Source organism: Ensifer sp. MJa1, assembly GCF_037026475.1.
GTDB lineage: Bacteria > Pseudomonadota > Alphaproteobacteria > Rhizobiales > Rhizobiaceae > Ensifer.
In genome coordinates this window covers 46,765-60,971 of record NZ_JAKUMO010000024.1, presented here as the reverse complement: position 1 = coordinate 60,971, position 14,207 = coordinate 46,765, and the positions used below count along the sequence as shown (strand labels likewise).

The window sequence follows — 14,207 nt, the reverse complement described above, 5'->3', positions numbered from 1 at the left end:
GTCAGCGAACGGCCTTGACGCCTTCGAGGATAAGCGTGGTCGCGATGTCGGCATACTCTTCGCGGCTGATCGGCCCGTTCGGCCGGAACCACATGTAGACCCAGTTCATCATGCCGAAGAGCGACATGGTGACCGGCATCAGCAGCGGCCGGCCCTGATTGAGCTCCGGGTTGATCAGGGCAATGACGCTGGAGAAGCGCTTGACGATCCGCCTTTCGATCGCCTGCAGCTCTGAAAGCTGTTCTGGCGACAGGGCGCTGGTGCCATTGAGCTGCACCTTGTGTTCATTGTCGCGGCCTTCGTAATTCTTCATCACAGCCTTGACGAGAAGACGCAACCGCTCCTGCGGCGCCACATCATCGCGATCCGCCGCTTCGATCGCGCCGTCGAGCTCCGTCAGGTGCGTGCGAACGATATCGAATATCAGGGCATCCTTGCCGGGGTAGTAGTGATAGAGCAGGGCCTTCGAGACATTGCTGTACGAGGCAATCATGGACATGGAAGCCTTTTCCATGCCCACTTCGGCGAACACCGCCGCCGCGTTCGTCAGAATGCCGCGCTGTTTTTCTTCAAAATCCACTGCGCGCGTGCGTGCCATGTTCTACCCTGCTCACTTCCTGTCTGTTTGCCGCCGCGCAAGCGGCGACTTTTGTTCGTATAAACGGTCAACCCGGTGCCGGGCTATCCTAGCGCCCCGTCATTCACTCATTCGAGCATTCACTCTTTCGGGCGGTTGTCGACCACCCGCTTTGCCTTGCCTTCCGAGCGGGCGATACCGCCCGGCTCGTGCACGGTAATCTTCGTCGAGACGCCGACCACGCTCTTGATGTGGTGGGCAAGCTCCTTCGCCGATCCGGCGCGCGCGCCCTCGTCGGTCGCTTCCAGCGTACATTCGACATGAACCGTCATGTTGTCCATACGGCCGGCGCGGGTCAGCTCGATCTGGAAATGCGGCGCCAGTCCACGGCATTTCAGGATCTGCTCCTCGATCTGTGTCGGGAAGACGTTGACGCCGCGCAGGATCATCATGTCGTCGGAGCGACCGGTGACCTTGTCCATGCGGCGCATGGAGCGCGCGGTGCCCGGCAGAAGCCGCGTCAGGTCGCGCGTGCGGTAACGGATGATCGGCAGGCCTTCCTTGGTCAGCGTGGTGAAGACCAGTTCGCCAACCTCGCCGTCGGGCAGCACGGCGCCCGTCACCGGGTCGATGATCTCGGGGTAGAAATGGTCTTCCCAGATGTGCAGGCCGTCCTTGGTCTCGACGCACTCGTTGGCGACGCCGGGGCCCATGACCTCCGACAGGCCGTAAATGTCGACGGCGTGCATGTCGAACGCCTGTTCGATTTCCTGGCGCATGGCGTTCGTCCACGGCTCCGCGCCAAAAATCCCGACGGCGAGCGAGCTTTCGCGCGGGTCGATGCCGTTCTTGCGGAATTCATCGAGGATCGAGAGCATGTAGGAGGGGGTGACCATGATGATGCGCGGCTTGAAATCCTGCATCAAGGTGACCTGACGCTCCGTCATGCCGCCCGAGATCGGCACGACGGTGCAACCGAGTTTTTCAGCGCCGTAGTGCGCACCGAGACCGCCGGTAAAGAGGCCGTAGCCATAGGCGACGTGCACGATATCGCCGGCCCGGCCGCCCGAGGCGCGGATCGAGCGGGCAACCACCGTCGCCCACGTGTCGATATCGTTCTTGGTGTAGCCGACGACGGTCGGCTTGCCGGTCGTGCCTGACGAGGCATGGATGCGGGCGAGCTTTTCGCGCGGCACGGCGAACATGCCGAAGGGATAGGTGTCGCGCAGGTCCTTCTTGGTGGTGAAGGGAAATTTCGCAAGGTCGGCGAGCGTCTTTAGGTCCGACGGGTGCACGCCCGCCTCGTCGAAACGCTGGCGGTAGAAGGGGGAGTTCTCATAGGCATGGGTCAGCGACCACTTCATGCGCTCAAGCTGAAGCGCGGAAAGCTCGTCGCGAGAGGCCGTCTCGATCGCTTCGAGGTCACCGGGGCGGGGGGACAGGTCTTCCATGAAATTCTCCTCCAAGAATGCGGTATGATCTGCCTCACTCCGGCAGATGGGTACCCTTTACGGTTCGCGAGTGGCCGCGGAATTCCGCGACATGCTCGCCCTCCTGATTGGTGATGCGGATATCGTAGATGCCGCCCCGGCCGCGGCGCGACACCTCCCGTGCCGTCGCCGTCAGCCGGTCGCCCTTGAAAGCCGGTGCGATATAGGTCACCGAACAGTGCTGGGCGACGGTGCGCTGGTTATAGGTGTTGCATGCAAACGCGAAGGCAGAATCGGCCAGCGTGAAGATGTAACCGCCATGGCAGGTGCCATGGCCGTTGGTCATCGTCGCCGCCACGGTCATGGTGATGGTCGCTTCGCCGGGCGCCACGGACACAAGCTCCATGCCGAGGTGGCGGGTGGCGTTGTCCTCGTCCCACATGGCCCTGGCGCAGGCATCGGCGAGCGCCTGAGGCGAAAGACTGGCGCTGCTCATTGGCCCTTGAACTCCGGCTTGCGCTTCTCGAGGAAGGCTGAAACGCCTTCCGCATAGTCGGCGCTGCGGCCGGCCTCGCGCTGAAGGTCGCGTTCGAGGTCGAGCTGCTCATCGAGCGAATTGGTGGCGGCGGCCTGGATGGCGCGCTTGGTCATGCCGAGGCCCTTGGTCGGACCGGCGGCAAGCCGAGCGGCGAGCGCGCTTGCCTCTTCCATCAGCTTGTCGTCGTCGACGGCGCGCCAGATGAGGCCCCAATCGGCGGCGGTCTCCGCGCCGAGCGGCTCGGCAGTGAGCGCCAGCGCCTTGGCGCGCGCCTCGCCGATCAGCCGCGGCAGGCTCCAGGTTCCGCCGGAATCCGGCACGAGGCCGATCTTGGCGAAGGCCTGGATGAAGCGGGCGGAGCGGGCGGCAAGGGTGATGTCGCAGGCAAAGGCGATGTTGGCACCGGCGCCGGCGGCAACGCCGTTCACCGCGCAAACAACCGGCTTTTCCAGGCTGCGGATCAGGCGGAGCAGGGGATTGTAGTAGGTCTCGATCGTGTGGCCGAGGTCCGGCACGCCCTTGCTCGGGTCGCGGTCGCCGAGATCCTGGCCGGCACAAAAGCCACGGCCCGCACCCGTCAAAAGCACGGCGCGCACGTCGGTATCCGCATGGGCGCGCTCGAAGCCGGCACGCAATGCAAGATGCATCTCTTCGTTAAAGGCGTTGAGCTTGTCAGGGCGATTGAGCGTCAGGCTAAGGACGCCATCGGCAAGTGCCGACTGGATCGTGCTGGATTCCGGCATGTTTTCCTCCCTGTCACCCTTCTTTCCAGGGCGACCGTGAAAAAATAGTTGCATAAACCGGCCGGCCGGTCAATTATAAAAGCACTGACTGGGAGGAGTAAGCATGACCGGACTATTCGATCGCCATCGCCCGACGCTCGATGCAGCCTTGCAAGCGGCGGCCAAGCGCGACTTCTGGTCGGCCTATCCGGAAGTGCCGTCCGGCAAGATCTATGGCGAAACCGCCAAGGACGACGGTCTTGCCGCATACCAGGCGCGTCTCGGAAGACCTTTCGCGCTTGCCGGTCATCCGGCGCAGAGCGCCGTCGGCGCGGAAGTCTCGCCCTATGGCCCCGCTCTCGGCGTCACCTATCCCGCCGCCGCCGTGGATACGCTTGTCGCGGCCTCGCGTGCTGCGGCTGCGCAATGGGCTTCCACCTCGCCTGAAGTGCGCACCGGCATCTGCCTCGAAATCCTTGCACGTCTCAACGCCCGCAGCTTCGAGATGGCGAATGCCGTCATGCACACGACCGGCCAGGCGTTCGCCATGGCCTTCCAGGCCGGTGGTCCGCATGCGCAGGATCGCGGTCTCGAAGCGGTCGCCTATGCCTATGCCGAAATGACCCGCACGCCAGCGAAGGCCACCTGGACGAAGCCGCAGGGCAAGGGCGAGCCGATCGTCATGGAAAAACACTGGCGCGTCGTTCCGCGTGGTGTTTCGCTCACCATCGGCTGCAACACCTTCCCGACCTGGAACAGCTATCCCGGCCTTTTCGCCAGCCTTGCCACCGGCAATACCGTCATCGTCAAGCCGCATCCGGCGGCGATCCTGCCGCTCGCCATCACTGTCGAGATCATCCGCGAGGTTCTGGTGGAGGAGGGCTTTGCCGCCGATATCGTGCTGCTCGCAACGGACGAACGCGGTTCTGAAATCACCAAGGATCTCGTCCAGCACCCGGCCGTCGCCATCGTCGACTACACCGGCTCCAACACGTTCGGCACCTGGGTGCGGGAAAATGCCGGCAGTGCCGATGTCTACACGGAAGAGGCCGGCGTCAATTCCATCGTCATCGGCTCGACCGACAATTTCGCCGGCATGTGCGGCAACATCGCCTTCTCGCTGTCGCTCTATTCCGGTCAGATGTGCACGGCCCCGCAGGACATTTTTGTGCCTCGCGGTGGCATCGAAACAGACGAGGGCCACAAGAGTTTCGACGAGGTCGCAACCGGGATCGCCACGGCGATCGACGGCCTGCTTGCTGATCCGGCGCGTGCAGCCGGCGTCTGCGGCGCCATTGCGAACCCGGCGACGCTCGCCCGCATCGAGACGGCCCGCGGGCTCGGCCGGGTGGTGCGCGATTCCGCAACGATCGAAGGCCTTGGCGAGGCGCGCACCGCGACCCCGCTGATCCTCGCGGTCGATGCGGCAGAAACGGAAAGCTACGCTGAGGAGCGCTTCGGCCCGATCGCCATTGTCGTCTCCGTCGATGGTATCGCGGACGGCGTGAACCGCGCGGCCGTGCTCGCGGAAGACAAGGGGGCGATCACCGCTGCCCTTTACACGACGGACGAGGCGCAGATCCTTGCCGCCGCCGACCGGTTCGCAGCAGCAGGCGTCAATCTTTCGGTCAACCTGACCGGCGGAATCTACGTCAACCAGAGTGCCGCCTTCAGCGATTTCCACGTCACCGGTGCAAACCCCGCAGGCAATGCCAGCCTGACGGATGCGGCCTTTGTCGCGAACCGGTTCCGCGTGGTGATGTGGCGCCGCCCTTTGGCGGCGTGAGAGGAGTTTCGTTTTTAACTTTGTCTTTGTTGGGAGGAGAAACCGACATGAAATTTGCACAGACTGCGACTGCACTTGCCCTCGTTCTCGGCTTTGCCGGGCCCGCCTTGGCTGACATCAAGATCGGCGCGACCATTTCTGAAACCGGCCCCGCTTCCTTTCTCGGAGATCCGGAAGCCAAGACGCTGAAGATGCTGGTCGAGGAGATCAATGCGGCCGGCGGCGTCAACGGCGAGAAGCTGGAACTCGTCATCTATGACGATGGCGGCGATCCGAACAAGGCGCGCACCTTTGCCACCCGTCTCATCGAGGACGACGAGGTCGTCGCCGTGATCGGCGGCACGACGACCGGCACTTCCATGGCCATCATCCCGGTCTTCGAGGATGCCGAAGTGCCGTTCATCTCGCTTGCCGGCGCGATCGAGATCATCGACCCGGTCAAACCCTATACCTTCAAGACGCCGCACACGGACCGCATGGCCTGCGCCAAGATCTTCGAGGACATGAAGAAGAACGGCATCACCAAGATCGGCATGATCTCCGGTTCCGACGGTTTCGGTGCCTCCATGCACAAGCAGTGCCTTTCGATCGTCGGTGACTACGGTATCGAGGTGCTGGCCGACGAGACCTACGGCCCTGCTGACGCCGACATGACGCCGCAGCTCACCAACATCAAGGGCAAGGAAGGCGTGCAGGCGGTGCTGAACCCCGGCTTCGGCCAGGGCCCGGCGATCGTTACGCGCAACTATGCGCAGCTCGCCGTCGGCCTGCCGCTCTACCAGTCGCACGGTGTCGCTTCGGATGGCTTCATCGAGCTTGCCGGCGCGCAAGCCGCAGAGGGCGTGCGCCTGCCGGGCACGGCGCTGCTCGTTGCGAAACTTCTGCCGGAGAGCGACCCGCAGCGCGCCGTCGTCACGGCCTACAAGGATGCCTATGAAAAGGCGACCGGCAAGCCGGTCTCGACCTTCGGCGGCTACGCCCATGATGCGCTGCGCATCCTCGTCGATGCGATCAGCCGGGCGGGCAGCACCGAGCCCTCCGATATCCGCAACGCCATCGAGGGAACGAAGGGGCTCGTCGGGACCACGGGCACCGTCACCATGACGGCCGAGGATCACCTCGGTCTCGACCTCTCGGCCTTCCGCATGCTGCAGATTGAAAAGGGCGGCTGGACGATCGTCGAGTAATCGAGCCCGCCGGCTCTGGCCCTTCTCGGCAGGGGCCGGCGGAAACCGTCGCGTGCCAAGCGGAGGCATCCATGCCCGAACTGCTGCAATTTTTTCTGTCCGGGATCACGGTCGGCGCGGTCTATGCGCTGGTCGCCCTCGGCTTCACGATCATCTACAACGCCTCCGACGTCGTGAATTTCGCCCAGGGCGAGTTCGTCATGCTCGGTGGCATGATCACCTTCTTTGCCCATGCTGCCGGCATGCCGCTGCCGCTGGCAGCACTCATCGCCATCATCGTGACCTCGGCGGTGGGCGTCGCGCTCAACAAGCTTGCCATCGAGCCCGCCCGCGGTGCGCCGGTCGTCTCGCTGATCATCATCACCATCGGTGCTTCGATCTTCATCCGCGGTGCAACGCAGCTCGTCTTCGACAAGCAGCTTCACCGCTTCCCCGCCTTTTCCGGCGACCAGCCGATCCTGATCGGCGGCGCGACCATCCTGCCGCAGAGCCTCTGGGTCATCGCCGGGGCGCTCGCCGTCTTCTTCTGTCTCTGGCTGTTCTTCACGCGCACGCTGATCGGCCGCGCGGTTCTGGCAACGGCCAACAACCGCATCGCCGCCCAGCTCGTCGGCATCAACACCAATTATGTGATGACGCTCTCCTTCGCCATGTCGGCCGCTATCGGCGCGCTGGCAGGCGTGCTGGTGACGCCGATCACGCTGACCGGCTACGACGTGGGCCTTGCGCTCGCGCTGAAGGGGTTCGCCGCCGCTATGCTTGGCGGCATGGGCAACCCCAAGGGCGCGCTGGCCGGCGGCCTCCTGCTCGGCATCCTCGAGGCGATGACGGCCGGCTATCTCAGTTCGCAATACAAGGATGCGGCCGCCTTCGTCGTCATTCTCGCCGTGCTCTTCGCCATGCCGCAGGGCCTGTTCGGCCGCAAATCGACGGATCGGGTGTGATCATGCGGTTCTCGGGCAAAGCAACCAGCCTTCTCATCCTCGCTGCGGTCATCGCCATCGCGCCGGTCTTCTTTCCGTCGTCCTATTACTTCCGCGTTGGCTCGCTGATCTTCGTCAATGGCTTGGCGGTCACGGGTCTCGTCATCCTGATCGGCTATGCCGGCCAGATCAGCCTCGGACATGCGGGGTTCGTCGGCATCGGCGCCTATGCCTGCGCGCTCGCGCCGGTACATCTCGGCCTGCATCCGGCGCTCGCGGCGCTCCTGGGCGCGGTACTCTCCGCCGGCATCGCCTTCCTCGTCGGCCGGCCGATCCTGCGGCTCAAGGGCTACTACCTCGCCGTCGCCAGCCTCGGTTTCGGTATCCTCGTCTCGATGGTGCTTTCCAACGAGGCGCAACTGACCGGCGGGCCGGATGGCATGGCGGTGCCGGATCTGGGTCTTCGCGGCGCCCTGAAGGCCATCGGGATCGACCTTTCCAACACCGAGTTCTGGTACGCCTTTTCCGGCCTCGTCCTGGTCATTGGCGCGTGGTTGGCGCTCAATCTCTATCACAGCCCGACGGGCCGTGCCCTTCGCGCGCTGCATGGTTCGGAGGTCGCCGCCCGCACGGTCGGCGTCGATGTTGCCCGTTATAAGCTCGTCGCCTTCGTGCTTTCGGCGGTTTACGCGTCGGTGTCCGGATCGCTGCTGGCGCTCCAGAACAAGTTCATCACGCCTGACGTCGCGGGTTTCATGCATTCCATCGAGATGGTCACCATGACGGTGCTCGGCGGGGCCGGTTCGGTGCTCGGCGCGATCCTCGGCGCGGCGATCCTCACCACCCTGCCGCAGGTGCTGACGATCTTTCAGGAATACGAGCAGCTCATGCTCGGCCTCGTCATGATGCTTGTCATGATCTTCATGCGCGAGGGCCTTTTGCCGTCCATCGCGCGTCGCGTTCGGGGGAGGGGAGAATGAGCCTGCTGCAGATCGAAGGCCTGGGGATCGATTTCGGCGGCTTGCGTGCCGTCAACGATGTCGGCTTCTCCTTGAAACCGGGTGAGATCGTCTCGGTCATCGGGCCGAACGGCGCCGGAAAGACGACGCTCTTCAACATGATATCAGGCGTCTACGCGCCGGGGCGCGGCCGCGTGGCGCTCGATGGCGAGGATGTCACGCGCATGCCGCCGCATCTTCTGGCGCGGCGCGGCTTGTCGCGCACCTTCCAGAATCTCCAGATCTTTCAATCGATGAGTGTTCTGGAAAACGCCGTCGCCGGCCATCACCTGCATGAGCGCGGCTCGGTCTTTTCCGATCTCTTCGCGCTGCCCGCCGCGCGCCGCCGCAGCAAGGCGTCGGAGACAAGCGCCCGCGTGTTGCTCGATCGCGTCGGTCTCGGCCGTGCCGCCGAACAGGAGGCGAGCTCGCTCTCCTATGGTGCGCTGAAGCGGCTGGAGATTGCCCGCGCCCTGGCGCTGAAGCCACGCGTGCTTTTGCTCGACGAGCCCGCCGCCGGCTGCAACGCGGTCGAGACGGAGGAGATCGATCACCTCATCGCCGCGGTTGCCGCCGAGGGCGTCTCGATCCTCCTGGTGGAGCATGACATGAAAATGGTGATGCGCATTTCCAATCATATTGTGGTGCTCGACCACGGCGAAAAGATCGCCGAAGGCGAGCCGGCAGCGATTGCGCGCAATCCGCGCGTCATCGAAGCCTATCTCGGAGCTCAGGCGACGGAGGCTGAAAATGCTGAACGTTGAGGGAGTGCGCTCACGCTACGGCCGTATCGAGGTGCTGCATGGCATCGACCTCGATGTCGCCTCCGGCGAGATCGTCACCGTGGTCGGCGCGAACGGCGCGGGCAAGACGACGCTGTTGAAATGCCTGTCAGGTATCCAGCCGGTTTCGGCGGGCTCCATCCTCTTTCGCGGCGAGGCGCTGACCACCGTACCGGCGCATCGTCGCGTCCAGCGCGGTCTTGCCCAATCGCCCGAGGGCCGGCAGATTTTCACCAACCTGACGGTGGAGGAAAACCTTCGGCTCGGGGCCTATCTCTTTTCCGACGACAAGGTGGAGCGCGACAGGGAGGATGCCTTCGCGCTTTTTCCGATCCTCAAGGAGAAGCGAAATCTCGCGGCGGGCGGCCTTTCCGGCGGGCAGCAGCAGATGCTGGCCATCGCCCGCGCACTGATGGCCCGGCCTAACTGCCTGCTGCTGGACGAGCCGAGCATGGGCCTCGCCCCGATCCTCGTCGCGCAGATCTTTGACGTGGTGAAGAGCATGAAGGCGCTCGGCGTCACCGTGCTTCTCGTCGAGCAGAACGCCTTCGGCGCGCTTTCCGTCGCCGACCGGGGTTATGTCATGGAGACAGGGCGCATCACCATGTCCGGCCCCGCCGCCGAATTGATTGCAGATGAGCGCATCCGCGCCGCTTACCTGGGAATTTGAACGCCATGACCGTCACCATCACCCGCGAAGATGCCGTCGCCGTCGTCACCGTCGACAATCCGCCCGTCAATGCGCTGTCTCAGGCCCTGCGCCAGGCCCTCGTCGATGCCGTGGCGGAACTCGACGCGGACGGTACGGTGAAGGCCGTGGTGTTGATCTGCGCCGGCCGTACCTTCATCGCCGGCGCCGATGTCAGCGAATTCGGCAAGCCGCCGCTGCCGCCGCATCTGCCTGACGTGGTGGCGAGCATCGAGAGTGCAAAAAAGCCGTGGGTCGCGGCAATCCATGGCAGCGCGCTCGGCGGCGGGCTGGAAGTTGCACTTGGCTGTGCCTATCGCGTGGCGGTCGCCTCCGCCAGCCTCGGCCTGCCGGAGGTCAAACTCGGCATCATCCCCGGCGCGGGCGGCACGGTCCGCCTGCCGCGCCTTGTCGGTCCCGCAGCCGCCGTCGACCTGGTGACGGGCGGCAACCCGGTCGGCGCGAGGAAGGTCGAGGAGCTCGGGCTTGTCGACGCCATCATTGAAGGCGACCTGCGCGCCGGCGCAATTGCTTTTGCAAGCGACGTGGCTGGAAAGCCCCTGCCGCAACCTCTCTCCAGCCGGGCCGTGCCCGCGGTCGAGGCCGGCTTCTGGGAGGCTGCCGAAAAGGCGGAGGCCGCCAAGGCGCGGCGCGAAGTCGCGCCGCTCAGGGCGCTCGCATCGGTGCGCAAGGCGAGCGAGGCGGATTTTTCGACCGCCATGGCCTTCGAGCGCGAGACGTTTCTCGAGTTGCGCGGCTCCGAACAGGCGGCGGCGCTGCGCCATGTCTTTTTCGCCGAGCGCGCCGCACCACGCCCGCCGGAGCTTGCCGGGGTCACGCCCCGCGATATCCGCTCGGCGGCCGTCATCGGTGGCGGCACGATGGGTGCTGGCATCGCTGCGGCGCTTCGCGACGCCGGCCTGCCGGTGGTTCTCATCGAGCGCGATCAGGCGGCCGTCGAGCGCGGGATCGCCAACGTGCGGGCCATCTACGACGGTTCTGTGAAGCGCGGGCGTATGACGCAGGCGCTCGCCGACGAGCGCATGGCTGGTGTGGCCGGCGGTGACGATTACGGTCTGATCGCCGATACGGACCTCGTGATCGAGGCGGTGTTCGAGGATCTCGCCGTCAAGCGCACCGTCTTCGAAATGCTCTCATCGGTCTGTCGGCCGGACGCGGTGCTGGCCACCAACACCTCCTACCTCGATCCGGACGCAATCAGCCGGGGCGTGAGCCATCCGGAGCGCTTCCTCGGGCTGCATTTCTTCAGTCCTGCGCATGTGATGAAGCTGCTGGAGATCGTGCCGACAGAGACGACTACGCCGGAGGTGCTTGCGACCGGTTTTGCTCTTGCCCGCCTGCTTGCGAAAATCCCCGTGCGCGCTGGTATCTGCGATGGCTTCATTGGCAACCGCATCCTGAAGGTCACGCGCGCGCAGGCCGAAAGGCTGCTGCTGTCGGGCGCGACGCCATCGGCTGTCGATGCCGCCATGCGCGCCTTCGGCCTGCCGATGGGACCGTTCGAAGCACAGGATCTTGGCGGTCTCGACATAGCCGCCTTCCAGCGCAAGGCAGCGCGCGAGCGCGGCGAGACGCCGTTCGCGCCGGTCGCCGAGCGTCTTTGCGCCCTCGGGCGTTTCGGCCAGAAGACCGGCGGCGGCTGGCACGACTACCAGCCGGGCGACCGCGCGCCAAGACCGTCGGAAACCGTGGCGGCAATCATCGTCGAGCTGGCGGCTGGGCGACCGCAGCGGGCATGGAGCGAGGCCGAAATTGCCGATGCGATCCTGCTGCCGATGGTCAACGAGGCCACGCGCATCCTGGAAGAGCGCGTCGCGCTGCGTGCCGCCGATATCGATCTCGTCAAGATCCACGGCTACGGATTTCCGCGCTGGCGCGGTGGGCCGATGCACTATGCCGAGACGCGGGGCCTTGCCGAGGTCGTGGCGGTTCTTGACGGGCTTGTGGCGGACGGTCTTGCCGAGCCGCCGTGCGACGGTCTGCGTCGGGCGGCGCAAGCGGGGCGTTTTTCCGTGCTCTCCGATTGAGGGCATAGGCAAGCGCTGCGGACTGTGATGGGATAGTTTTGGGAGAACAGGCTTTCTGCTAGAGCCGGGGAGGGCGCGATGCAGTCGCTGATGACGCCAGGGCACAAGCCGGTGCCGGTGGAAATTCTCGAGGCGGAGATCCGGAGGGTCTGCGGTTCGTTCAACTTGGAGCCGATGCGGCGGACGGGTGTCGTCAATGGCGACGTCACCACGCGACGGATCGGGCCTTTTGACACGGCGATCGTCGCGCTCGACGCGTCCGAGGTCGCGCGCAGCCCGCGCGCCATCCGGCAGGATCCGGGCGAATACTTCTTCCTCCTGGTGCAGGACGCCGGCCAGTGCCGTGTCGAGCAGGGCGATCATGTCGCAGAACTTTCGCCGGGCGATATGTTCCTTGTCGATTCCGTCAAACCCTCCAGCTTCCTCTATCGCGGCGAGCGCTCGAACCAGGTCTCGCTGCATATTCCGCGCGACGAGGTGGTGCATCGCTTCGGCAATGCCTGCGCCGGCGGACTTGCGATTTCGCGCGACGATCCGCTCTGGGTCGCCATGCGCGCCGTCATTGCCAAAATGCTGCTGGAAGAGGGCGCGCAGGCGCAGCTCGGCGAGGCTTTTCTCTGCCTGATGGGTGCCTATCTGCATTCGACCCGTATCACCGGCGCGCCGGCGGAAACCCTGCTGTCCCGGGCGCTCTCGATGATCGACCGGCACCGGGCGGACCCGACATTCGGACCGCGCGAGCTTGCCGTCAGGCTCAATGTCTCGGAGCGCATGTTGCAGCGGCATTTTCGTCCGCTCGGGGAAACACCCGGCCATCGGCTGCTCACCCGCCGGCTGGAACTGGCCCATGCGCGGCTTTCCGGCCGCAAGGACGAACAATTGTCCGAAGGCGTCACCGTGGTCGCCTTTGATTGCGGCTTCAACGACCTTTCCTATTTCTACCGCGAGTTCCGCAAGAAATACGGCACGACGCCGGGTGCAGTCGCACGCTGCCATTGACGCTTTTATCCAAAAGGCGAGACGGCGTCGTCCAAGTCTGACGCCACGTCCGTCTTTATCCTCTGCCGCCAAATGGCCCCACCGGAGGAGGTGGGGCCTTCATGGAGGAGGCGGAAATGATGGAATTCAAGGCAACCATCGGCGGCAAGCAGGCGGCAGCCGGCTCGGACTTCGCCGTGCTCAACCCGGCAACGGGCACGGAGGTCGGCCGTGCGCCGAACATGGGCGGTGCGGAACTGGATGCGGCCGTGGCCGTGGCCAGGGCGGCGTTCGTCTCCTGGTCGGCACAGAGCGATGCGGCATTGCAGGCGGCCTGCGCCGCCGTCACGGCGAAGATCGAGGAACACGCAGGCGAACTTGCCGAAATCATCACGCTTGAACAAGGCAAGCCGCTGAACGGTCTCGGCTCGCGCTGGGAAGTCGGTGGCGCCGTCGCCTGGGCGGGATACACAACCGGGCTTTCATTGCCAGTCAAGGTGTTGCAGGACAACGAGCAGGGGCGCGTGGAGCTGCACCGCAAGCCGCTCGGCGTCGTCGGTTCGATCACGCCCTGGAATTTCCCGGTCATGATCGCCGTCTGGCATATCCTGCCGGCGCTGCGCACCGGCAATACGGTGGTTGTGAAGCCTTCGCCCTATACGCCGTTGTCGACGCTGCGGCTCGTTGAGATCATGAACGAGGTGCTGCCGCCGGGCGTCGTCAATGTTGTGACGGGCGACGACAGGGCGTTCAATCTCGGCGGCGCGATGTCGGCGCATCCGGATATCGCGAAAATCGTCTTCACCGGCTCCTGCGCCACCGGCCAGAAGGTTATGCAATCCGCCGCCGCGACGATGAAGCGGCTGACGCTGGAACTGGGCGGCAATGATGCCGGCATCGTGCTGCCGGACGCCGATCCGCTAGAGATCGCCGAGGGCCTGTTCTGGGGCGCCTTCATCAACAACGGGCAGACCTGCGCGGCGATGAAACGGCTCTATGTGCATGACACGATCCACGATGCCGTCTGTGACGCGCTCGTCGCCTATGCGAAGAACATTCCAGTTGGCAACGGCATGGACGAGGCGAGCATCCTGGGCCCGGTTCAAAACCGCATGCAGTTCGACAAGGTGTCGCGCCTCGTGGCGGACGCGAAAGAGCGCGGCAATGTGCTGCTCGGCGGTGCGCCGGGTGAGGGCCTGTTCTTTCCGCCGACCATCGTTTCCGGTCTTCGCAACGGGGACCCGCTTGTTGACGAGGAACAGTTCGGGCCGGCACTGCCGATCATCCGCTATTCCGACGTCGAGGAGGCGATCCGGCTTGCCAATGACAGCCCGAACGGGCTCGGCGGCTCCGTCTGGTCGTCCGACATCAAGGCCGCAAAGACGGTCGCAAGCCGCCTGGCCTGTGGCTCCGTCTGGATCAACAAACACGGTGCGATCCAGCCGAATGCGCCTTTCGGCGGGGTGAAGGCTTCCGGTGTGGGTGTCGAGTTCGCTGAAGAGGGGCTTGCCGAATACACCGACATCCAGGTGGTTTTCGCCTGAAAAATC

Annotated in this window: 13 protein-coding genes; 9 read left to right on the top strand and 4 right to left on the bottom strand. The window is 64.8% G+C overall.

The annotated features are described in order from the left end of the window. Position 1: 1 nt before the first annotated feature. From MKZ91_RS25870 to paaG, 4 genes are all read right to left on the bottom strand, one after another. Positions 2 to 598 carry a TetR/AcrR family transcriptional regulator gene (locus tag MKZ91_RS25870; protein WP_336173902.1) on the bottom strand — a complete coding sequence of 199 codons (597 nt, stop codon included), beginning with the start codon at positions 596 to 598 and terminating at the stop codon, positions 2 to 4. A gap of 119 nt (positions 599 to 717) precedes the next feature. Continuing rightward, positions 718 to 2,028 carry a phenylacetate--CoA ligase PaaK gene (gene paaK, locus MKZ91_RS25865; protein ID WP_336173901.1) on the bottom strand — a complete coding sequence of 437 codons (1,311 nt, stop codon included), beginning with the start codon at positions 2,026 to 2,028 and terminating at the stop codon, positions 718 to 720. 34 nt (positions 2,029 to 2,062) lie between these two features. Continuing rightward, positions 2,063 to 2,503, bottom strand: a complete 441-nt coding sequence (gene paaI, locus MKZ91_RS25860; protein ID WP_336173900.1) for a hydroxyphenylacetyl-CoA thioesterase PaaI — start codon at positions 2,501 to 2,503, stop codon at positions 2,063 to 2,065. Continuing rightward, positions 2,500 to 3,288 (bottom strand): 2-(1,2-epoxy-1,2-dihydrophenyl)acetyl-CoA isomerase PaaG, encoded by a 789-nt coding sequence (gene paaG, locus MKZ91_RS25855; protein ID WP_336173899.1) that lies wholly within the window; start codon positions 3,286 to 3,288, stop codon positions 2,500 to 2,502. Before paaG ends, paaI begins: the two co-directional genes overlap by 4 nt. Positions 3,289 to 3,391: 103 nt before the next feature. On the opposite strand from paaG, the gene paaN reads away from it, so the two are divergent. The 9 genes from paaN (at position 3,392) to MKZ91_RS25810 (ending at position 14,201) form a co-directional block, all read left to right on the top strand. Beyond that, the gene (paaN, locus tag MKZ91_RS25850) at positions 3,392 to 5,053 is read left to right on the top strand and encodes a phenylacetic acid degradation protein PaaN (protein WP_336173898.1); all 1,662 of its coding nucleotides are present in this window, start codon (positions 3,392 to 3,394) and stop codon (positions 5,051 to 5,053) included. Between the two features lie 47 nt (positions 5,054 to 5,100). Beyond that, entirely contained in the window at positions 5,101 to 6,240 is a 1,140-nt protein-coding gene (locus tag MKZ91_RS25845; protein ID WP_336173897.1) for an ABC transporter substrate-binding protein, read from the top strand. A gap of 71 nt (positions 6,241 to 6,311) precedes the next feature. Continuing rightward, a complete protein-coding gene (locus MKZ91_RS25840; RefSeq protein ID WP_336173896.1) occupies positions 6,312 to 7,184 on the top strand; it encodes a branched-chain amino acid ABC transporter permease in 873 nt (290 codons plus the stop codon). 2 nt (positions 7,185 to 7,186) lie between these two features. Next, the gene (locus MKZ91_RS25835; protein ID WP_336173895.1) at positions 7,187 to 8,143 is read left to right on the top strand and encodes a branched-chain amino acid ABC transporter permease; all 957 of its coding nucleotides are present in this window, start codon (positions 7,187 to 7,189) and stop codon (positions 8,141 to 8,143) included. Further along, on the top strand, positions 8,140 to 8,925 hold the full coding sequence (locus tag MKZ91_RS25830; RefSeq protein ID WP_336173894.1) for an ABC transporter ATP-binding protein: 786 nt from the start codon (positions 8,140 to 8,142) through the stop codon (positions 8,923 to 8,925). Before MKZ91_RS25835 ends, MKZ91_RS25830 begins: the two co-directional genes overlap by 4 nt. After that, entirely contained in the window at positions 8,912 to 9,613 is a 702-nt protein-coding gene (locus tag MKZ91_RS25825) for an ABC transporter ATP-binding protein (protein WP_336173893.1), read from the top strand. The genes MKZ91_RS25830 and MKZ91_RS25825 overlap by 14 nt, the downstream gene beginning before the upstream one ends. Positions 9,614 to 9,618: 5 nt before the next feature. Beyond that, entirely contained in the window at positions 9,619 to 11,679 is a 2,061-nt protein-coding gene (locus tag MKZ91_RS25820; protein ID WP_336173892.1) for a 3-hydroxyacyl-CoA dehydrogenase NAD-binding domain-containing protein, read from the top strand. Between the two features lie 78 nt (positions 11,680 to 11,757). Beyond that, positions 11,758 to 12,678 carry a helix-turn-helix domain-containing protein gene (locus MKZ91_RS25815; protein WP_336173891.1) on the top strand — a complete coding sequence of 307 codons (921 nt, stop codon included), beginning with the start codon at positions 11,758 to 11,760 and terminating at the stop codon, positions 12,676 to 12,678. A 116-nt stretch (positions 12,679 to 12,794) separates the two neighbouring features. After that, positions 12,795 to 14,201, top strand: a complete 1,407-nt coding sequence (locus MKZ91_RS25810) for an aldehyde dehydrogenase family protein (protein ID WP_336173890.1) — start codon at positions 12,795 to 12,797, stop codon at positions 14,199 to 14,201. Positions 14,202 to 14,207 lie beyond the last annotated feature (6 nt).